This window comes from Celeribacter litoreus (assembly GCF_020165855.1).
GTDB lineage: Bacteria > Pseudomonadota > Alphaproteobacteria > Rhodobacterales > Rhodobacteraceae > Celeribacter > Celeribacter litoreus.
In genome coordinates this window covers 399767-418769 of sequence record NZ_JAIUFY010000014.1, presented here as the reverse complement: position 1 = coordinate 418769, position 19003 = coordinate 399767, and the positions used below count along the sequence as shown (strand labels likewise).

The following is a 19003-nucleotide window of genomic DNA, read 5'->3' as shown; positions in this document are numbered from 1 at the left end:
TCATGCCTGATCTGACGACCTGTCGGGACATTCTCGGCGATCTCATCGCCTTTCCCACCGTGTCCTCGCAAAGCAACCTCTCCGCGATCTCCTACATTGCAGAGAGGTTGGAGAGCGCCGGTGCGCGTGTCGAGGTGATGGAGGACGAGAGCGGCCAAAAGGCCAACCTCTTTGCCACGCTCGGACCGGAGCGCGCGGGTGGGCTTGTCCTCTCGGGCCATAGCGATGTGGTGCCGGTCGAGGATCAGCCGTGGACCAGCGATCCGTTCGCGATGGTCGAGCGCGACGGCAAACTCTACGGGCGCGGCACCTGCGACATGAAGGGCTTTATCGCGACGTGTTTGACGAAGCTCGACAGCCTGAAAGCGGCCGCCACGGAGCGCCCGATCCACTTTGCCTTTACCCATGACGAAGAGGTCGGCTGTCTCGGGGCACGCGATCTCGTAGACGTTTTGCGCGAGCGCGAAATCCGTCCGGCAATGGCGCTCATCGGTGAGCCGACCGAGATGCGGGTCATTGAGGGTCACAAAGGGTGCTGTGAATACACCGTGACCTTTACGGGCGCCGAGGGACACGGATCCGCGCCGGAAAAGGGCGTGAATGCCGTCGAATATGCGGCGCGGTATATCAATCGTCTAATGCAACTCCGCGCGGCTCTGATCGCGCGCTGTCCGGAAGGGTCACGGTTTGATCCGCCCTACACGACGATCAACATCGGCGGTCTCAAAGGCGGACATGCGCACAATGTGATCGCAGGCAAAGCAACGCTGGAGTGGGAAATGCGGCCCGTCGTGCAGGACGATATGGACTTCGTGAAACGCGACCTTGCGACCTATGTGGGCGACGTCCTGTTGCCCGACATGCGCCGCGTTGCGCCCTATGCAGATATTTCGACCGAGATCATTGGCGAGGTCGCGGGCCTGATGCCCATGGATGACAACGCGGCCCGCGATCTCATCTGCCGCCTGACGGGGGCCAACACCTGCGATGTGGTGCCGTTCGGGACTGAGGCGGGTCTCTTCCAACAAATTGGCATGGAGGCCGTGATTTGCGGACCGGGGTCTATTGATCAGGCGCACAAACCGGACGAATATATCGCGCTTGATCAGCTGAGCCAGTCCTTGGCCATGCTGGACCGTTTGGGAGAGATATACGGTGGACGAGACGCTGACTGACCCGCGCGATGAGCCGTTGCCAGAATCCCTGAGCGCGCGGGATCGTTTTGATAAAATTCACGACGATATGCGCAGCCGGATCTGTCTGTTGGAATATCCGCCGGGGATGAAACTCTCGGAGACGGAGTTGGCCACCGAATTCGGGATTTCGCGCACGCCGCTGCGACGCGTTCTCGCGCGTTTGGAGGATGAGGGGCTCGTGACCTCAGTGCATGGCGTCGGCACGATGGTCACAACGATGGACATGGCAGAACTTGCGCAGGTGTATCGCTTGCGCAAAGAGCTCGTCCTCTTGCAGACCTCTCTCGATACTGTGCCTCCTTCTCCTGCGCTGATTGCGCGGGTCGAACAGCTCTTGGGCCGGGCAGAAGCGCTCAAATCCGCACCGTCCGCCAAAGAGTTCTCGATGCTGGATCGGGACATGTTCCTGACGCTTCTGGACCTCACCGCCAACGCTCCGCTGCGCCTGATGTCCGAACGCCTGTATTTCCGCACGGCGCGGATCTGGCTTCAGCAAGTGACCGCATCCCAGATCGACCTGATGCAGGAGATCGAGATCTACGCAGGCGAGGTGCAGGACATTCTCGACGCGCTCAAGCTCGGGGACCTCGATGCGATCGGCCATATCCGGCGGGGACACATCTCCCTAAGTTTTGCGCGGATGCAGAAATGAGCACGGAGCCGCACTGGACAATCCTGACGGCCTGAGCAACGATCCCGCACCATGTCGCATTGGCCTCTCACCCCCGAAGACATCACACGCCCAGCCTACCGCAGCCTCGCCCAAGCCATCGCTGCAGCGATCAGCGCGGGGACTTTGCGTGCGGGCGACCGTTTGCCCACGCATAGACAGCTCGCGTGGGAGTTGAAAGTCTCCGTCCAGACCGTGAGCCGCGCCTATGAGGAGCTGATCCGCGCCGATCTCATCGCCGGAGAAGTCGGGCGCGGGACATTTGTGAACTCGCTGCCGCCCGAGACGATGGAAACCCCCTGGCACAGCACGATCCCGCGTCTGCCGCGCTATGATCTCTCTCTGATGACGCCTGTCTCCCTCAAACAGGCACAGACGGCGTGGGCCGAGAGCCTGCAACGCCTCTCAGGCGACTTGCATGAGAACGTCATCCACGGATTGCGACCGGAGCTGACCGCGGCCCGCTATGCGGACATGGCCTCCGACTGGCTGTCCCGCTGCGGCATCCTCGCGGGTGGGCGCCGCGTTCTGATCACCAATGGCACGACGCCGGCAATGTTTGTCGCAATGTCATCGGTGCTGACCGCAGGAGATGTCGTCGCCTGTGACCCTGTGACGACCCACACACTCAAGCAGGCCGCCAGAGCCCTCAACGTGCAACTGCACCCGATCGAGAGCGACGAGCGCGGCATGATCCCCGACGCCTTGCGTGCAGCGGCACAAGAGTCCGCCGGTCTCATGAAGGCACTCTTCATCCTTCCTTCTGGCGCAGGACCGATCCCGCACATCATGGATAAGGAGCGGCGCGAGGCCCTCGCAGAAGCGGCTGTGGAGACCGGATTGACCATCCTCGAGAGCGACCCGCTCGGCCCGCTTCCCGCCCGTCGCCCGCCGCCCATTTCAAGCGTGGCCCCCCGTCAGGCATTCTATTTCACGGCGTTGACAAAATGCGTATCGCCGGGCCTCCGGCTCGGGTTTTTGGTGATGCCGGAGGGACTGTTCGAACACGTGACAAATCGCCATTTGGCATCGGCATGGATGGCAACGCCCCTCATCGCAGAACTCGCGCGGGACTGGATCGAAAGCGGGACTGCCGACAAGGTGCTGGCCGCGCATCGTGTGGAATTGGCGGCACGGAACCGGCTCGCTCATTCCATCCTCGGCCCAAACTGCACAGGGAGCCTGCACACGCTCCACAGGTGGCTCACTCTGCCGCCGACAATGGACGAAGACACCTTCGTCGCCCGCGCCTTGGAGCAGGATGTTGCGGTCGCTCCGGGCGCAGGATTTGCCGTCACCGAGTCGACACCCGCAGTCCGGCTGTGCCTTGGTGCCGGATCACGGCGTGATCTGGAGAAATCATTGCGGATTCTTCAGGGGATTTTGCCTCAGTTTTGACCGCCCGAAAGCTGTCAAAGCCAGTTCATCATGGCTCAAATTGTCATGGTTCAATATAAACATTGACTTGAGTTTGACCTGACCCAGAGTCTTGCGTGTGAGCCGCGGCTGCTAAGCCCTGCGGTGTAAAACCAAGTTTTGTCGCATGAAACCTGCGACCAATTGAACTGAACACAGGGGACAAATTTATATGTCATATCAAAAGTTTTTCGCCACCAGCGCCATGGCTCTGCTCCTTGGCACCGGAAGCGCAATGGCCGACACATGGCGTTACGCTTTCGAGGAAGCGATGGACGAGGTTCAGGGTAAATTCGCCCAAAAATTCAAGGAAGAGATCGAGGCCAACTCCGACCACGAGGTCCAGCTTTTCCCCTTCGGTACACTCGGTGAATCCGACTCTATTATGGAGCAGACGCAATCCGGCATCCTGCAGTTCGTCGACCAGTCTCCGGGCTTCACCGGCGCTCTGATCCCGGAAGCTCAGGTCTTCTTTGTGCCGTATCTGCTGCCGCAGGACACCGGCACGCTCGCGACGTTCTTTAAAGAGTCCAAAGCGATCAACGAAATGTTCCCACCGCTTTACGCGGAGCAGGGTCTTGAACTGCTGACCATGTTCCCGGAAGGCGAGGTCATGATGACCACGACCGAGCCGGTTTCCGGTCCGGCGGATCTCGACGAGGTGAAATTCCGCGTCATGACCAACCCGCTTCTGGTCGAGAGCTACAAAGCCTTCGGCGCGACCCCGACGCCGCTGCCGTGGGGTGAAGTCTACGGCGCGCTTCAGACCGGCATCATTCAGGGCCAGGAGAACCCCGCATTCTTCATCGAGTCCACGAAGATGTATGAGGTGACAGATCACATCACCCGCGCAGGCCACAACAACTTCACCACCGCTGTGATGGCCAACAAAGACTTCTTCGACGATCTACCGGAGGAGGACAAAGCGCTCGTAAACAATGCGATCGACGCGGCGTTTGACTACATCATCGACTATCAGGACGGCCTGACCGAAGCGTCGCTCGAAAAGATCATGGAAGCCAAACCGTCCATGACCATCACCACGCTGACCGAGGAAGAGCGCGCGCCGTTCATGGCGACCTCCGACTCCGTTGAGGCCGAGTTCCTCGAGATTGGCGGCGACCAAGCCGGTGCGATCCTCGAACAGCTCAAAGCCGACCTCGCAGCCGTCGAGTGATCACTGCGCGCAAGCGTGGAAAACAGCTCTTAAACGAGCGGACGTCGAGCCGTCATTCCCCGACGGCTCGACAACTTTTTAAATTTACATCAACTTCTTACAGCGCAGGGACATATCGCATATGCCTGACGAAGGAACCGCACCAAAGGTCGATCCGGATCTTCTGGCAAATCTCGAGACGCCAGCTGTCGACGATGACATCGACGATTCCAATTATGTGTCCGGTCTTCCCGGTTTCCTTGGGGTGATCGATTTCGCTATCGCGCGGATCGAAGCCTTTCTCCTCGCGGTCGGGGTGCTGTTGATGGCGCTTAACACGATGGCCAATGTCGTCGGGCGGTTCGTCTTTGGTCAGAGCCTCTTTTTCTCCGAAGAGATCAACCGCGCGCTGATCATTCTCATCACTTTCGCAGGGATTTCCTATGCGGCGCGTCATGGCCGTCATATCCGGATGTCCGCGTTTTTCGACGCGATGAAGCCGCCTCTGCGCAAGGTTCTTATGATTGTCATCGCCCTCGTCACTGCGGCAGCGATGTTCATGCTCGCGTGGTATTCTGTTGATTATGTTCTGGCTCAGGCGTCGCGCGGCCGTCTGTTGCCCGCTCTGCAAATTCCCGTCTGGTGGATCATCGTCTGGGCGCCCTTGGGCTTTTTCCTGACCGGGCTGCAATATGCCCTCACCGCCATCAAAAACATCATCCACAAAGATATCTGGCTCTCCACAAGCACGATGGAAGGCTATTCCGACGACACGGCAGAGGAGGTCTAAGACATGGCTCTGGCAATCTTCGGCACGATGATCGTGCTTCTTCTGCTCGGCTTCCCCATGATGATCCCGCTGATCGCGGGGGCGCTCATCGGCTTTGTCACCCTCTTCAAGGGCTTTGGCCAACTGGACACGATGGTGCAGCAAATTCTGGGCGGCATCCAACCGGCGAGCCTCATTGCCGTGCCGATGTTCATCTTCGCCGCCGACATCATGACACGCGGCCAGTCCGCGAACCGTCTCATTGACCTCGTGATGGCCTTTGTCGGCCACATCAAGGGCGGGCTCGCGGTATCGACGGCCACGGCCTGCACGCTGTTCGGAGCAGTCTCCGGCTCCACTCAGGCAACAGTGGTCGCAGTTGGTGGCCCTCTGCGTCCTCGTATGCTCAAGGCGGGCTATAACGACAGTTTCGTGCTCGCGCTCATTGTCAACTCGTCCGATATTGCCTTCCTGATCCCGCCATCCATCGGCATGATCATCTACGGCGTGGTGTCCGGCACCTCGATCTCCGAACTCTTCATCGCGGGCATTGGACCAGGCCTTTTGATCCTGTTCCTGTTTTCGATCTACGCCTACATTTACGCGGTCCGGAACAATGTCCCGACCGAACCCAAATCCACGTGGGGGGAACGCGGTCGTGCCATCCAGCGGGCGCTTTGGCCCCTCGGCTTTCCGGTCATCATCGTCGGCGGCATTTATGGCGGCGTCTTTTCCCCGACCGAGGCCGCAGCGGCCTGTGTGCTCTACGCGCTTCTTTTGGAGATGGTCGTCTTTCGTGAGATGAGCCTCAAACAACTCTACGCGACGGCAAAATCCACCGGCCTCATCACTGCCGTGGTGTTCATCCTCGTCGGTGCGGGCGCGGCGTTCTCCTACGTCATCAGCTTTGCCCAAATCCCGCAGCAAGTGCTTGGCAGCATCGGCATCAACGAGATGGGGCCCTACGGCGTCCTCTTTACGATCTCGATCGCGTTCTTTGTTGGCTGCATGTTCGTGGACCCGATCGTGGTCATCCTGATTTTTGTGCCGATCTTTGCTCCTGTGGTGCAATCGGTCGGTCTCGATCCGGTGCTCGTCGGCACGATCATCACGCTTCAGGTGGCCATAGGCAGCGCGACACCGCCCTTCGGCTGTGACATCTTCACCGCCATCGCGGTCTTCAAACGTCCCTATGCAGAGGTCGTGAAAGGCACGCCGCCCTTCATTTTCATGCTGCTGTCGGTGTCTGTCCTGCTGATCTTCTTCCCGCAGATTGCGCTGTTCCTGCGCGACATTGCATTCGGCAAATGAGGAGGCTGCCATGTTCAAGAAAATTCTGATGCCGCACGACGGGTCCAAAGGCGCGGACGCCGCGCTTGAGAAGGCCATAGAACTCAGCAAACTGACAGGCGCGGAGCTGATTGTGCTAACGGTCTACCGCCACCACTCGATCCTCGAAGCGTCGCTCTCCATGGTGAGGGGCAAAGGCGAAGAGCCCGGTAATCTCGATGACGCCATGAAGGCTGCGGCACGGGAAGTCGGCGAATACGCGAAACACCGCGCGCGCGACCTCGGCCTCGAAAAGGTGCAGGCCTTTATCAAGGGCGGACCGTCGGCCCGCACCATCATCGCGTTCTCAAAGGAGAAAGACTGCGATCTGATCGTGATCGGCTCCCGCGGCCTCGGTGCGTCCGAGGGGTATATGCTCGGTTCCGTGAGCCATAAGGTGACGAGCACAGCCTCCATGCCCGTGATGGTCGTCTGACGCAGCCTAGGATGAAGGGGGCGGTGCATCGCCCCCCCTACCCGTTCAGCTCAAATTTTTGAAAATGTCCTAACGAATAAAGCGCGCGTGGCTTAGGTCACGTCAGAACCGTTGGCCGCACCCTTCTCCATACTGGCAATCCGGAAGGCAGGTTGCGGAGACGGGAAACGATGGCGGCTTTCTTCTGATAGCCCTTCGTCCGTGATGATCGTGTTGATCCGGTCAATCGCCACGGTCCGATGCAGGGCCCGTTCCATGAACCGCGAACTGTCCGCGAGGAGGATCACTTCACGCGCGGCGTCTACCATCGCACGCTTGAGTTGCACCATCTCTATGATCGTCTCGGAGACACAGGTCTCGTCCACTGCCGCAGCCGACATAAAGAAGATGTCACAGCGGATGTCCTTGAGAAAGTCCTCCCCCGGAGACCCGAGCAAGCTAAAGCTGCCAAACCGGCAGGCCCCGCCCGGCACATGGAGCGCGATATTCTCTTTGTAGGTCAATGTATTCGCGACGTAGAGATCATTGGTGATCACGGTGAGCGGAATCGTCAGCTTGGCAATTTCATCCGCCAGGAGATGACAAACCACAGCGCCCGTATCGATCAGAAGCGATTGCCCCGGTTCGATGAACTTGATCGCCTCAAGCACTATCGCCTGCTTTTCCTCAACGGCCGTCCGTCGGGCCAAGTCGGTCGACGGCTCCCATGTCGCGCGGGACCGCACGGCGACTGCGCCGCCGTGGGTGCGTTTCACGAGACCTTCGGACGCCAGCAGATCAAGATCGCGCCGGATGGTCGACACAGAGATCCCGAATAACCGTGCAAGATCCTGGCTCGATCCGGAATGATTGTTGGCAAACCAGTCCATCAGGTGCTGCCGGCGCTCTGCGGGCAGGAGTTCGTCGCTCATCATCGGCTCCGTCACTGTTCGATCCTTTCTCCTCATGCCGCCCCCGCGCTATGCGTCGCGTGTGGCTTTTGCCTCAACAGATCACAAGGCATTAGGCAACCACAAGACAATCTCTGGAAAGATGGCGAGGATAATGACGCCGAGCACCAAGAGGAGGAAAAACGGAGCAGCCGCGCGCATGGTTTGACCAAGGGTGTGACCGGTCAGCCCCTGCAAAACGAAGAGGTTGAGACCAACGGGCGGTGTGAGCGCCGACATTTCGATCATGATGATCAGGTAAATCCCGAACCAGATCGGATCAAAACCGGCCTGCACCACGAGCGGAACTGCGATTGGGACCGTCATTACGGTCATCGAGGTGCCGTCGAGGAACATCCCGAGGATGATGTAGAGCACCGCGAGAATGATCAGCACGCCATAGGGCGACAGGTCGAGACGCGAAATCGCGGCGGTGATGTCGGTCGGCAGGTGCAGATAGGCAATCACAGCGGAGAGGAACGCAGCGGCGGCGATCAGCATGAGGATCATCGCGGACACTCGCAGCGTGCTCATGAGGCTCTCGGCCAGCTTGTGAAAGGAGAACTGCCGCGTCGCGATGGTGATCATGATGGCAGCAAACACGCCAACTGCTGCGGCCTCCGACGGGGTGGCGAGACCGGAATAAATCGAGCCGAGCACCACAAACATCAAAAGCGCAATCGGCAGCAGTTCGAGACAGCCATGCAGCATCGCGCGAAAGCTGGTGTCGCCCGTATAGCGCGGCGCTTTGTCCGGGTTCATCAGAGAGACGATGGCGATGTAGCCCGCGTAGAGACCGGCCATCATGAGGCCGGGCACGAGACCGGCGGCGAAGAGCTTGGAAATCGAGACTTCCGCCAAAACGCCATAAACGATCATCGTAATCGACGGCGGGATCAGGAGTCCAAAGCTCCCTGCCCCTGCGAGAGAGCCGGAGGCGAGGTTGATGTCGTAACCGCGCTCTTGCAACTCCGGCACGGTGATCTTGCCAACCGTCGCAGTTGTCGCCGTGGAAGAGCCTGAAATCGCGGCGAAAATCGTGCATCCGAAGACGTTGGTGTGCAGCAACCCACCCGGAATACGAGCAACCAGCGGCGCAAGGCCACGGAACAGGCGCTGGGAAATGTCGGTGCGGAAGATGATGTCCCCCATCCAGATAAAGATCGGAATGGCGGCGAGTTCCCAAGAGATCGCGGAGGACGAAATCACCTTGGTCGCGATGGACCCGATCCGCGCAGCCGGGAAGTCGAGCACAAAATACATGGCAGAGGTCCCGACGAGGATGAGACCACTAAAGATCCAGACGCCGGCGCCGAGGAACAGGGCCAAGAGGCCCATGAGGATCAACGAGGAGAGAGCGAGAGTCATGTTGGACCTTTCAGCTTCAGAGGGTGACAGCGCGGTTGTCGGATTGGCGCAATGCAATCAGGCGCAGAGCGCGCACGACAATCTGGAACAGCATGAGGACGAGACCGGCGGTGAAGAACGCTTCGGGGATCCAGAGCGGAACAGGCACGATGTGCTGGCTGACGGACCCGCGATCCCAGAGTTTGGTCAGGGTCTTCCACTCATAGGCCAAGAGGAACCAGAGCATCCAACCGGTCGACAGGAGCGTGAACCCTTCTGCCAAAACGCGCGGGAGGCCGTGAACGCGGTCCAAGAGGAGTTTGACGCGGATCATCGCCCCGTGTTCGAGCGCCCAAGGCGCCGCGAGGAAGGTGAGCGCCGCCACACCGTAGGAGACAAAGGCATCCGCCATGTAGGTGGAGGTGTCGAAAAAGCGCAAAACGATCTCGACGATGATCAGTGCGGTCATCAGGGCGAGGATCACAGCCGCGAAAACCGCAGCCATGGTGTTCAATCCGGCAGAAACACGCGCGATGGCACTGAGCCATTGCGGGTCGGTCTTGCCCTCGGGGTTCGGGGGGATCTGTGTGCTCATCGGTGTCTCCGTCAAATATTGTGCGCGCCGTCCGGGGAAAGACGGCGCGCGACCAGACCGGGCATCCCCGGACCGGCAGGGAGGGCAGTCTTAGCCGTTTGTAGCGGCTTTCAGTTCTTCGAAGCGGGCGAAAACAGCTTCGCCACGGGCGCCTGTGCGCTCCAGCCATGCAGCCTTCACGTCAGCAGCCGCTTCTTGCAGCGCTGCGAAGACCTCGGCCGGAACCTCGGTGTCGCGGGTCACGGTCATGCCGTTTTCTTCCATCTCTGCGTAGGCAGTTTCGATGGAATCGCTCATGATCTCCCAGTTCCGCGCATCGCACTCGTCGATGCTCTCGAGCATGGCGGCCTGTACGTTTTCCGGCAGGTCTTCGAATGCGTCACGGTTCACGTGACACATAAACAGACCCATCGCGTAGTTCAGTTCCGTGTAGTCGCTCAGGTAGTCCCAGATGGACAGCTGACGGGCACCATCCGCAGAGGTCAGAACGCCGTCGATACCGCCAGTGGAGAGCTGCGGGATCAGGTCGGACCAAGCCACCTGCAGAGGGGAAGCGCCTGCGTTGATGAAGGTCTCGGTGCCGTTTTTGTCGTAGGTGCGGATGCGCAGACCTTTGATCGCGTCCATGGAGGTCACGGGCGCCGGTGCGTTCACGCCAGACGGCGGGTTCGGCATCGCCCACAGCAGGATCATATCGTTTTCTTCGAAAATCTTCGCGTATTCTTCGCGGGCGGCCTTCCAGAGCAGATAGGCTTCGTCCGGCGTGGAGGCGAGGAACGGCAAGGACGACAGATCGAACAGCGGATCAATCCCACCGATCTGGGTCACGAGGGTCACAGCGGCCTGCACAGCCCCATCCTGAACGGCGTCGAAGTGGTCGACAGATTTATAGCCGAGCGCGCCGGAGCCCTGATAGGTCAGGGAAAAGACGTCGCCGACCTTCTTGGACATCGTTTCAATGAAGAAGTTGGACGCTTTACCGGACACGGCCTGCGCACCGTATTCATCGGCAAGATCCCATTTGATCGTGCTTGCGAAGGCCGGAACGGAGAGAGCGGACAGAGCGCCGGTGGCAGCGGCGCCTTTCAGGAAGATTCGGCGAGAAAGAGACATGAGCGTTCCCTGTTTTTATGTGCCGCGAGAGGAGGATGCGGCAGATTGATGAGACTGATGTGCGCGAAGATGAAAGGTTTCGCACTGTTCGTGATAGCATTCGGCAGTTTTTGGAGATGATTGTCAAATGACTGCACGTTTCCGACAAAAAATACCAAAAAGATGCATAACATTTCCTCCAATTGACTTTTTATGATTATTTTTTAAGCTTTTTCTGCAAGATTTTGCGCTAACAGATAAATTTTCCGCGCACAAGCTTCACAATCTCCCAAAATGCAGCAAAAGCTTCCATCAAGCGCACGCAGACCGTCGCCTGAAGCTCCACACAGAATGGGACAGCTTCGGACGTCATGAACAATTAAGGCCAGATATAGAGATGATACTCGACGTTATCGAACGCATTGAAACTGACGAAACGCTGCCAGAATCGGCGGACGTTGTCGTGATTGGAGGTGGCATCGCAGGTGTGACCGCGACGCTCTTCCTCGCGGAAGCTGGGCTCAAGGTCGTTCTGTGTGAAAAAGGCGTGATTGCCGGTGAACAGAGCAGCCGCAACTGGGGCTGGGTGCGTCAGATGGGTCGTGATCCGGCGGAACTGCCGCTGACCATCGGCAGCCTGAACATCTGGCGCGGTCTCGACGAACGCTTTGGCATTGATACCGGTTTCCGCGAAACGGGCATCACCTACGTCTGCCGCACCCCGCGCGAGATCAAAGAATTTTCCGACTGGGCCGAGATCGCGAAAGAGACCGGCATGGCGTCTACCGTGCTCGATGCAAATATGATCGCGCAATCCTTTCCGGGAGTCTCGAACCGCTTCTCTATGGGGCTGCATACAGCGAACGACGGCCGCGCCGAACCGTGGCGCGCTGTTCCGGAAATGGCGAAAGCCGCGCGTCGTCTCGGCGCCACGATTATCGAAGGCTGCGCCGTGCGCGGCATTGAGACAAGTGCCGGACATTTGAGCGAGGTCGTTACCGAAAAAGGTGTGATCAAAACCGAACGCGCCATTGTCGCAGGGGGCGCATGGTCCCGCCTCTTCCTCGGCAACCTCGGCGTGAACTTTCCGCAGCTCAAACTCCACGGCACTGTGGCCCGCGTCGAGATCGACGGAAACGCAGGCGACATGCCTGTCGGTGGTGGCGACTTTGCCTTCCGCAAACGACTCGACGGCGGCTACACGATCGCCCTGCGCAATTCGAACATTGCCTCCATCGTCCCCGACAGTTTCCGCCTCTTTGGCGCGTTTCTCCCGACGTTGCTCACGAGCTGGCGGGAAATCCAGCTGCGCCTCAACGGTGATTTCATGAAAGAAGCCGCCATGCCGCGTCACTGGAAACTCGATCAGGCGACCCCGTTCGAGACAATCCGCACCCTCGATCCGATGCCGAGCGAGACCTACAATCGCAAATCGCTCAAAAACCTCGCCCGCGCCTTCCCGATCTTTGACGGCGCGCGCCTGACGCACACTTGGGCGGGGATGATCGACGCGACCCCTGATGCCATTCCGGTCATCGGCCCCATCGCATCGGTGCCGGGTCTCTTCATCAGCTCCGGCTATTCCGGCCACGGCTTCGGCTCTGGTCCCGGCGGCGGCCAGCTCATCTCGGAACTGGTGCGCGGCATCACCCCCTCTTTCGACCCGACGCCCTTCCGCATGGAACGGCTTAGCACACGTGGTCTCAAACCAGGCAGCGCAGCCTGATCAAGAAAAGACAGAAATTCCGCCCCGAATGGGGCCAAACTCAAAAACAGAACGACAAGGAAATCAAAAGAATGGCCTGGAGAATTGGCGTAGATTCCGGCGGCACTTTCACGGATGTGTGCCTCTTCGACGAAGCGACCGGAAAGGTGGAGATATGGAAGGTCTCCTCCACCCCCGACGACCCCTCACGCGGCATCACGCAGGGTGTGGTCGAAGGACTGGACCAAGTTGGCGCGGAAGCAAAAGATCTCAGCTTCCTCGGACACGGGACCACGGTCGCCACGAACGCTCTCATCGAACTGCGCGGGGTGAAGACCGGCTTGATCGTTTCTGACGGTTTCCGCGATCTTTTGGAACTCGGCCGCCAGAAACGTCCGAACCTCTACGACATGAACGCGGACAAACCGCAGCAGCTCGTCACCCGCGATCTGCGCCGCGAAGTGCCGGAGCGCCTGCGCGCCGATGGCAGTATCGAGGTCGAGCTTGACGAAGAGGCCCTGCGCGCAGAGGTCCGCAGTCTCGCGAAAGAAGACATCAAGGCCCTCGCCATTTGCTTCCTCTACGGCTTCCTGAACACGGAACACGAGGCCCTCGCCCGCAAGATTGTGGAAGAGGAACTGCCGGATGTGTTCGTCGCCACCTCCCACGAGGTTGCCCCCGAGTTCCGCGAATTCGAGCGTCTGTCGACCACCGTCGTGAACGCCTATCTCGGTCCAGTGATGCAGCGCTATATCCGCCGCCTCAAAGACCGTCTCGATGAAATCGGGCTCGAAGCCACACCGCAGCTGACCCAATCGAACGGCGGCGTGATCGGTTTCGACACAGCGGCGAACCACCCCGTCCGCACCGTTCTCTCCGGCCCATCCACCGGCGTTGTTGCCGCGCAAGCCATTGGTAAGATGTCGGGTTTTGACAACATCATCACCTTTGACGTCGGCGGCACCTCCTCTGACGTTGCACTGCTGCAAAACGGTCTCTGCGCCCTCACGGGTGAGGCCGACGTGCACGGCTACCCGATCAAGGCCCCGATGCTCGACATTCACACCGTGGGGGCTGGTGGCGGCTCCATCGCGCATGTGGACAGCGGCGGCTTGCTCAAGGTTGGCCCCCGCTCCGCAGGCGCGCATCCGGGCCCGGTCTGCTACGGCCTCGGCAACGAAGAACCGACCGTGACGGATGCGAACATCGTGCTTCAAACGCTCAACCCTGTCGAAATCCTCGGCGGCCGGATGAAAGTCCGTCGCGATCTCGCCGTGGCCTCCGTTCAGCGCCTCGCCGACAAGCTCGGCCTCGGCGTGATGGAAACCGCGCAGGGCATCATCTCTGTTGTCACCGCGAACATGGCGAAGGCCATTCGCGTAATCTCTGTCCAGCGCGGGCACGATCCGCGCGACTATGCGATGATGGCATTCGGTGGTGCAGGCCCGCTTCACGCTGCACGTCTTGCCCGTGAGTTGGACATGTCGAAAATCATCGTTCCGCTCACCCCTGGCACGCTCTGCGCGCTCGGTCTCCTGCTCACCGATCTGCGCGCCGACTTCGCGGTCTCGCGTTTGATGCAGCTCGATGATGCGGCGCTCAAAGCCGTTGAGAACGGCTATGCCGATCTCGCGCAGCAAGCGAACGATTGGTTCTCGACAGAGAACATCGCAGCCGACCGTCAGGTCATGACCCGCACCGCGGATCTTCGTTACATGGGCCAGAACTACGAGCTCTCCGTGCCGGTTCCTGCCGGTCCGATCACCGCAGAGACCTTCACTGCGCTCAAAGACGGGTTCGAAGCCGCGCACCAGCAACGCTTCGGGTTCATTGCCGAAGGCGAAGCCATCCAGCTCGTCACCCTGCGTCTCGAAGCCGCCGGTGTGGTGAACAAGGCCGAGTTCCGCCCTGCCCCCGCAGACGGCCCCGACGCCTCCGCCGCACAAATCGCGACCCGCGAGGTCTGGCTGCCGGAATCTGGTGATTTCGTGGAAGTGCCGGTTTACGACCGTGCGGCTCTCAAACCGGGCAACACGATCACCGGCCCTGCCATCGTCGAACAGATGGACACGACCACTGTGATCCTGCCGGACATGACCGGCACTGTTGACCCCTACCTCAACCTCATTCTGGAGGTCCGCGCATGAGCACCCAAATCGATCCAATCACCGTCGAGGTCATCGGCTCGGCTCTGCAATCCATCGTCGAGGAAATGGGCGAAGCGCTTGTGCGGGCGTCCTATTCCACGAACATCAAGGAACGGCGCGACTGTTCCACGGCGCTCTTTGACAGCCGTGGCAACACCCTCTGTCAGGCCGAACACATCCCGATGCACCTCGGCTCCTTCCTCGGTGTGATCCCTGCGATTCTGTCGCGGTTTGACGAGGCCGACATTGAGGCCGGCGATATCTTCATGGCGAACGATGCCTATGCGGGCGGCGGCACACACCTGCCGGATATCGTTGTCGCAGAGCCGATCTTCAAAGAGGGCACCCTGATCGCATGGGCCGTGAACACCGCGCACCATTCCGACTTTGCGGATCGCGGGCATGAGCATATCTATCAGGAAGGCCTCCGCATTCCGCCCGTGCGCCTCTATCGCAAAGGTGTTCTGAACGAAGACCTGCAAGAGATGTTCCTCCTGAACTGTCAGGTTCCGCGCGAACGTCTCTCCGACCTGCGTGCCCAAATGTCCGCCAACCGTCTCTGCGTCCAGCGGATGATCGATCTGTGCGACAAATACGGCGCGGACATGGTCCTCGCAGCCGGTGACGCCCTCCAAGACTACGCCGAGCGCAAAATGCGTGCGGCTATCGCGGAGATTCCGGACGGGACCTACAGCTTCTCGGACCAGTTCGACAGCGAACAAGGCGGTGAGCCGATGACCTTCTCTGTGGAGATCACAGTGAAGGGCGATGAGATGGCGCTCGATTTCGACGCGCCGCCGCAGGTGCGCTCCGGCCTGAACATGATCTATACCTCGCTCTTGGCTGCCACCTATTTCGGCGTGAAATCGGTGCTTGATCCGGAGATCCTGCCGAACGCCGGGCTCGCCCGTCCTCTGACCGTGACGGCTCCGAAGGGCTCTATCCTCAACTGCGAACACCCTGCCGCAGTCGATGGCCGGATTTCCGCCGCACAGCGCGTGACCGATCTCGTGTTCGGCGCATTGGCGCAGGCCCTGCCGGGTCAGGTGGCGGCGGCTGGTAATGGCTGCTGCACCGCTGCGATCTTCAACGGCACGGACGAGAACGGCAACATCTGGGTCTATCTCGAAACCATCGGCGGCGGCGGCGGTGCCCGTCCGGGCGCGGATGGTCTCTCCGGCATTCACGTCGGCCTGACCAACACCTCCAACCTGCCGGTTGAGGCGCTAGAACTCGAATATCCGCTCACGCTCCTGCGCTATGAGCTCGTGGACGGCTCCGGCGGTGCGGGCAAATTCCGTGGCGGTCTCGGTGTGCGCCGCACCTACCGTGTGGAACGCGCCTGCCGCTTCACCATCTCGACCTCGCGCCTGCAATCGCAGCCTTGGGGTCTCGAGGGTGGTCAGTCCGCGCAGGGCACGCAAATCGACACAGGCGACGGTCGCACGGATTTCTCCGGTATGATCGACCTCGTGCCCGGTCAAGTGATCTCCATCGTCACGCCGGGTGGCGGCGGTCACGGCGACATCGCAGAGCGCGCGCCAGAGGCCGTGCAACGCGACATCGTGGAAGGCCGCATCGCCTAAGCGCGATACGATCCGAAAAATCAGGGCGACTGCAGAGATGCAGCCGCCCTTTTTCTTTCCTCAGCGTGAAGGAATTTAGACCGAAACCGTCTCACCCAACCACGCCCGCGTTCCTTGATACACGTGCTCTAGCACCCGCTCGGACCCGATCTCGGCCTGTAGCGGCCCCATCGGCACCTCCAAGGCAAGCGGCAAGTCGTCTGGAAGCGCCTCAACGAAGGCACGCAGATCAATCTGCCGGTCGCCTGGCGCAAAGCGGTCCTCGCGCGCGGTATGGAGCAACTCGTCCGTCGTATAACTCGGCTGCACGGGCGCATCGCACAGGTGGGCAAACGGCATCCGTGCGGGATCAACTTTGGAGAGCATGTCGAGGGACGATCCAGAGCGGTCAAAGTGCAGGCTATCCACCAACAACTCGACGTCAGGACCGGCGCGTTCGATCACTTCGAGCGCGGTCGCAAGATCGGGCACAGAGGTCCACGGGAAGAACTCATGGATCACTTTCAGCCCTCGCTGCATGGCCGCCTCCGAGAAAGCTGCGAGCGTATCAGAGAGCCGCACCAGATCGGAATCGTATGGCGCTGTGATCAGATGCTTGGCGCCCAACTCTGCGCCCGTATCGAGCATCCATTCATACTCTTTCACGCTGATCTCCGGCGTGAGTTTAAGGAACTCGATATCCCCCACACCGACACCCGTCGCCGCCATCGCCGCCTTCGTCGCGCGGAGCATCGCGGGGTCGTTATAGAGCGGATAGCCGGGGGACGTGTCTGTCACCTTGAGGAGGCGCAGCCCGACCCCGTCAAAGCCCGCACGCGCAGACGCCTCAATAAAGGCGGGCGGTGCGAGATCAATGGCGGTCAGATGGGCGACAGAGAGGAAGCGTGTCATTCGTTGTCTTCTTTCAAAGCGGCATGTCGTCCTGCGACATAGCCGAAGGTCATGGCAGGCCCGAGATTGATCCCGCCCGCAGGATAGAACCCGCCAAAGACGCTGCTGTTGTCGGTGCCGGCCGCATAGAGGCCATCAATCGGAGTGCCCTCCTCTGTGAGCACACGGGCGAGACCGTCCGTTTTGAGCCCCGCGAAGGTGCCGAAGCTGCCAGGAACAACCTCGACGGCGTAATACGGGCCGGTTTCGATCGGGGCGACGTTCGGGTTCGGTTTCTGCTCCGGATCGCCTTGGAGGCGCATGTAGGGGGTCGAGCCGCGCCCGAACTCAGGATCTTCGCCGCGTCGTGCGTTTTCATTCCAATGCGCGATGGTCTCTTGCAGCCCCTCCGGATCAATGCCGCAGGCCGTTGCCAGTTCCGCAATCGAGCGACCGGTCTTGAGATAGCCGGTCTTCACCCACGATTTGAACGGCACGGGCGCAGGACGCACGATGCCCAACCCGAAGCGGCGCAGGAACCGGTGATCGCACACGAGCCACGAACGCGCGGGCTCGGACTCGTCCACGGCTGTGAGGAGAGAGGTCACGTAGTCATGATAGCCAAGGCCCTCATTACAAAAGCGTTTCCCGCTTTGAAGCACGCCGATCAGACCCGGCTTGCCGCGGTCGATGATGTGCGGGAAGGTGCCCGTGTCGCCGTTCGGCCATGTGACATGCGACACCGGACAATAGGCCGTCGCGCTCGCCAGATCGGTATCAAGCGCCGCCCCTGCCCCTTCGCCGAGACGCAAACCATCGCCGGTCGCAGAAGGCACAGCCAAGGTCAGGTTCTCGGAATTCCGTTCGAACAATTCGGCGCGGCGGGCGAGATCATGACCGAAACCACCACAAGCCAGCACAACACCACGGCCTGCACGCAGCTCTGAACCGTCGCGCATGCGGACGCCCTGCACAGTCCCGTCGGCGACGATGAGTTCGGACACAGATTGCGACACGCGGAAATCGACACCCGCCTGTTTCGCCGACAAGAGAAGACGCCCGATCAGCGCCGCCCCATTGCGCAGGTCCATGCCCCGCCCGTGGAACGCGAGATCACGGAAGTGGCGCACGACGCGGGCGGTCACATGGGCAAACGCTTTGGGAGAGCGTGTCATGGTCATGAACGCCTTGAGATCAGGCCCCGACTGGATCGTCATGCCTTTGAAGGACGTTTCGGGAAGTGGCTCGCGCAAGAGGGACAACGTGTCACCGAGTTCGCGTGCATCAAACGGTGCGGCAATAACAGAGCGTCCGCCCGTGCCTGCCCCCGGCTGATGGCCGTAGGTGTCCGGAATGACCAGCCCGCCCTCGAATTCGAGCGCGGTCTCCTCCTCAAAGAACCCAACCATTTCGGGCGCATTCTCTAGGAAGGATTCGACCTTTTCGGCCCGGAAGAAGTTGCCCGTCACCGCCTTTAGGTAGTCGCGTGGCGCAGAGATGTCCTCTTTGATCCCCGCGCGGACGGCGACGGGGTTCCGAGGCGCGAAAATCCAGCCACCGGACCATGCGGAAGTGCCGCCGATCACGTCTTCTTTTTCAAGCAAGGCAACCCGCAGGCCTTTCACGGCAGCGGTTACAGCCGCACTCAGGCCACCTGCGCCAGACCCGACCACAACAAGATCGAAATTTTCTACGGATGGATGTTCAGTCATATCTCTTCGCTCCCCCTCAGTCTCGCGCACGATTTTCACGGTTGACGG

The 19003-nt window shown here is 60.3% G+C and carries 16 protein-coding genes; 10 read left to right on the top strand and 6 right to left on the bottom strand.

Annotated features, from left to right (window positions below):
* Positions 1–2 precede the first annotated feature (2 nt).
* From argE to LA304_RS15605, 7 genes are all read left to right on the top strand, one after another.
* Entirely contained in the window at positions 3–1175 is a 1173-nt protein-coding gene (gene argE, locus LA304_RS15635) for an acetylornithine deacetylase (RefSeq protein WP_224504098.1), read from the top strand.
* A complete protein-coding gene (locus LA304_RS15630) occupies positions 1156–1848 on the top strand; it encodes a GntR family transcriptional regulator (RefSeq protein WP_224504097.1) in 693 nt (230 codons plus the stop codon). The genes argE and LA304_RS15630 overlap by 20 nt, the downstream gene beginning before the upstream one ends.
* A 51-nt stretch (positions 1849–1899) precedes the next feature.
* The gene (gene ehuR / locus LA304_RS15625) at positions 1900–3264 is read left to right on the top strand and encodes a MocR-like ectoine utilization transcription factor EhuR (RefSeq protein ID WP_224504096.1); all 1365 of its coding nucleotides are present in this window, start codon (positions 1900–1902) and stop codon (positions 3262–3264) included.
* A gap of 223 nt (positions 3265–3487) precedes the next feature.
* Entirely contained in the window at positions 3488–4459 is a 972-nt protein-coding gene (locus LA304_RS15620) for a TRAP transporter substrate-binding protein (RefSeq protein WP_224504095.1), read from the top strand.
* 121 nt (positions 4460–4580) lie between these two features.
* Positions 4581–5228: a TRAP transporter small permease gene (locus tag LA304_RS15615; RefSeq protein ID WP_224504094.1), complete on the top strand. Its 648-nt coding sequence runs from the start codon at positions 4581–4583 to the stop codon at positions 5226–5228.
* 3 nt (positions 5229–5231) lie between these two features.
* The gene (locus LA304_RS15610; protein WP_224504093.1) at positions 5232–6518 is read left to right on the top strand and encodes a TRAP transporter large permease; all 1287 of its coding nucleotides are present in this window, start codon (positions 5232–5234) and stop codon (positions 6516–6518) included.
* 10 nt (positions 6519–6528) lie between these two features.
* Positions 6529–6972, top strand: a complete 444-nt coding sequence (locus LA304_RS15605) for a universal stress protein (protein WP_224504092.1) — start codon at positions 6529–6531, stop codon at positions 6970–6972.
* Between the two features lie 92 nt (positions 6973–7064).
* Here the strand turns inward: LA304_RS15605 and LA304_RS15600 are convergent, their stop codons facing one another.
* The 4 genes from LA304_RS15600 to dctP form a co-directional block, all read right to left on the bottom strand.
* Positions 7065–7883, bottom strand: a complete 819-nt coding sequence (locus LA304_RS15600) for a DeoR/GlpR family DNA-binding transcription regulator (RefSeq protein WP_224504091.1) — start codon at positions 7881–7883, stop codon at positions 7065–7067.
* A gap of 81 nt (positions 7884–7964) precedes the next feature.
* The gene (locus tag LA304_RS15595; RefSeq protein WP_224504090.1) at positions 7965–9269 is read right to left on the bottom strand and encodes a TRAP transporter large permease; all 1305 of its coding nucleotides are present in this window, start codon (positions 9267–9269) and stop codon (positions 7965–7967) included.
* A gap of 16 nt (positions 9270–9285) precedes the next feature.
* Positions 9286–9843, bottom strand: coding sequence for a TRAP transporter small permease (locus tag LA304_RS15590; protein WP_224504089.1), 558 nt, complete (start codon positions 9841–9843; stop codon positions 9286–9288).
* Positions 9844–9933: 90 nt separating this feature from the next.
* Positions 9934–10956 carry a TRAP transporter substrate-binding protein DctP gene (gene dctP / locus LA304_RS15585; RefSeq protein WP_224504088.1) on the bottom strand — a complete coding sequence of 341 codons (1023 nt, stop codon included), beginning with the start codon at positions 10954–10956 and terminating at the stop codon, positions 9934–9936.
* A gap of 376 nt (positions 10957–11332) precedes the next feature.
* Here dctP and LA304_RS15580 point away from each other — a divergent pair, with 376 nt between their 5' ends.
* The 3 genes from LA304_RS15580 to LA304_RS15570 all read left to right on the top strand — a co-directional run bounded on the left by LA304_RS15580 (position 11333) and on the right by LA304_RS15570 (position 16373).
* The gene (locus LA304_RS15580) at positions 11333–12661 is read left to right on the top strand and encodes an NAD(P)/FAD-dependent oxidoreductase (RefSeq protein ID WP_224504087.1); all 1329 of its coding nucleotides are present in this window, start codon (positions 11333–11335) and stop codon (positions 12659–12661) included.
* A 71-nt stretch (positions 12662–12732) separates the two neighbouring features.
* The gene (locus tag LA304_RS15575; protein WP_224504086.1) at positions 12733–14787 is read left to right on the top strand and encodes a hydantoinase/oxoprolinase family protein; all 2055 of its coding nucleotides are present in this window, start codon (positions 12733–12735) and stop codon (positions 14785–14787) included.
* Positions 14784–16373 (top strand): hydantoinase B/oxoprolinase family protein, encoded by a 1590-nt coding sequence (locus tag LA304_RS15570; RefSeq protein WP_224504085.1) that lies wholly within the window; start codon positions 14784–14786, stop codon positions 16371–16373. Before LA304_RS15575 ends, LA304_RS15570 begins: the two co-directional genes overlap by 4 nt.
* Before the next feature lie 75 nt (positions 16374–16448).
* On the opposite strand, the gene LA304_RS15565 is transcribed toward LA304_RS15570, so the two are convergent.
* Both LA304_RS15565 and LA304_RS15560 read right to left on the bottom strand, forming a co-directional pair.
* Positions 16449–17264 (bottom strand): sugar phosphate isomerase/epimerase family protein, encoded by an 816-nt coding sequence (locus tag LA304_RS15565; RefSeq protein ID WP_224504084.1) that lies wholly within the window; start codon positions 17262–17264, stop codon positions 16449–16451.
* Positions 17261–18955: an FAD-dependent oxidoreductase gene (locus LA304_RS15560; protein ID WP_224504083.1), complete on the bottom strand. Its 1695-nt coding sequence runs from the start codon at positions 18953–18955 to the stop codon at positions 17261–17263. The genes LA304_RS15565 and LA304_RS15560 overlap by 4 nt, the downstream gene beginning before the upstream one ends.
* Between the last annotated feature and the right edge of the window lie 48 nt (positions 18956–19003).

What these genes read in the sequence shown, in the direction of transcription:
- argE (WP_224504098.1), top strand. Translation starts at nt 3, where the DNA reads ATGCCTGATCTGACGACCTGTCGGGACATTCTCGGCGATCTCATCGCC.
- ehuR (WP_224504096.1), top strand. Translation starts at nt 1,900, where the DNA reads ATGTCGCATTGGCCTCTCACCCCCGAAGACATCACACGCCCAGCCTAC.
- LA304_RS15620 (WP_224504095.1), top strand. Translation starts at nt 3,488, where the DNA reads ATGGCTCTGCTCCTTGGCACCGGAAGCGCAATGGCCGACACATGGCGT.
- LA304_RS15615 (WP_224504094.1), top strand. Translation starts at nt 4,581, where the DNA reads ATGCCTGACGAAGGAACCGCACCAAAGGTCGATCCGGATCTTCTGGCA.
- LA304_RS15610 (WP_224504093.1), top strand. Translation starts at nt 5,232, where the DNA reads ATGGCTCTGGCAATCTTCGGCACGATGATCGTGCTTCTTCTGCTCGGC.
- LA304_RS15605 (WP_224504092.1), top strand. Translation starts at nt 6,529, where the DNA reads ATGTTCAAGAAAATTCTGATGCCGCACGACGGGTCCAAAGGCGCGGAC.
- LA304_RS15600 (WP_224504091.1), bottom strand. Translation starts at nt 7,883, where the DNA reads ATGAGCGACGAACTCCTGCCCGCAGAGCGCCGGCAGCACCTGATGGAC.
- LA304_RS15595 (WP_224504090.1), bottom strand. Translation starts at nt 9,269, where the DNA reads ATGACTCTCGCTCTCTCCTCGTTGATCCTCATGGGCCTCTTGGCCCTG.
- LA304_RS15590 (WP_224504089.1), bottom strand. Translation starts at nt 9,843, where the DNA reads ATGAGCACACAGATCCCCCCGAACCCCGAGGGCAAGACCGACCCGCAA.
- dctP (WP_224504088.1), bottom strand. Translation starts at nt 10,956, where the DNA reads ATGTCTCTTTCTCGCCGAATCTTCCTGAAAGGCGCCGCTGCCACCGGC.
- LA304_RS15580 (WP_224504087.1), top strand. Translation starts at nt 11,333, where the DNA reads ATGATACTCGACGTTATCGAACGCATTGAAACTGACGAAACGCTGCCA.
- LA304_RS15575 (WP_224504086.1), top strand. Translation starts at nt 12,733, where the DNA reads ATGGCCTGGAGAATTGGCGTAGATTCCGGCGGCACTTTCACGGATGTG.
- LA304_RS15570 (WP_224504085.1), top strand. Translation starts at nt 14,784, where the DNA reads ATGAGCACCCAAATCGATCCAATCACCGTCGAGGTCATCGGCTCGGCT.
- LA304_RS15565 (WP_224504084.1), bottom strand. Translation starts at nt 17,264, where the DNA reads ATGACACGCTTCCTCTCTGTCGCCCATCTGACCGCCATTGATCTCGCA.
- LA304_RS15560 (WP_224504083.1), bottom strand. Translation starts at nt 18,955, where the DNA reads ATGACTGAACATCCATCCGTAGAAAATTTCGATCTTGTTGTGGTCGGG.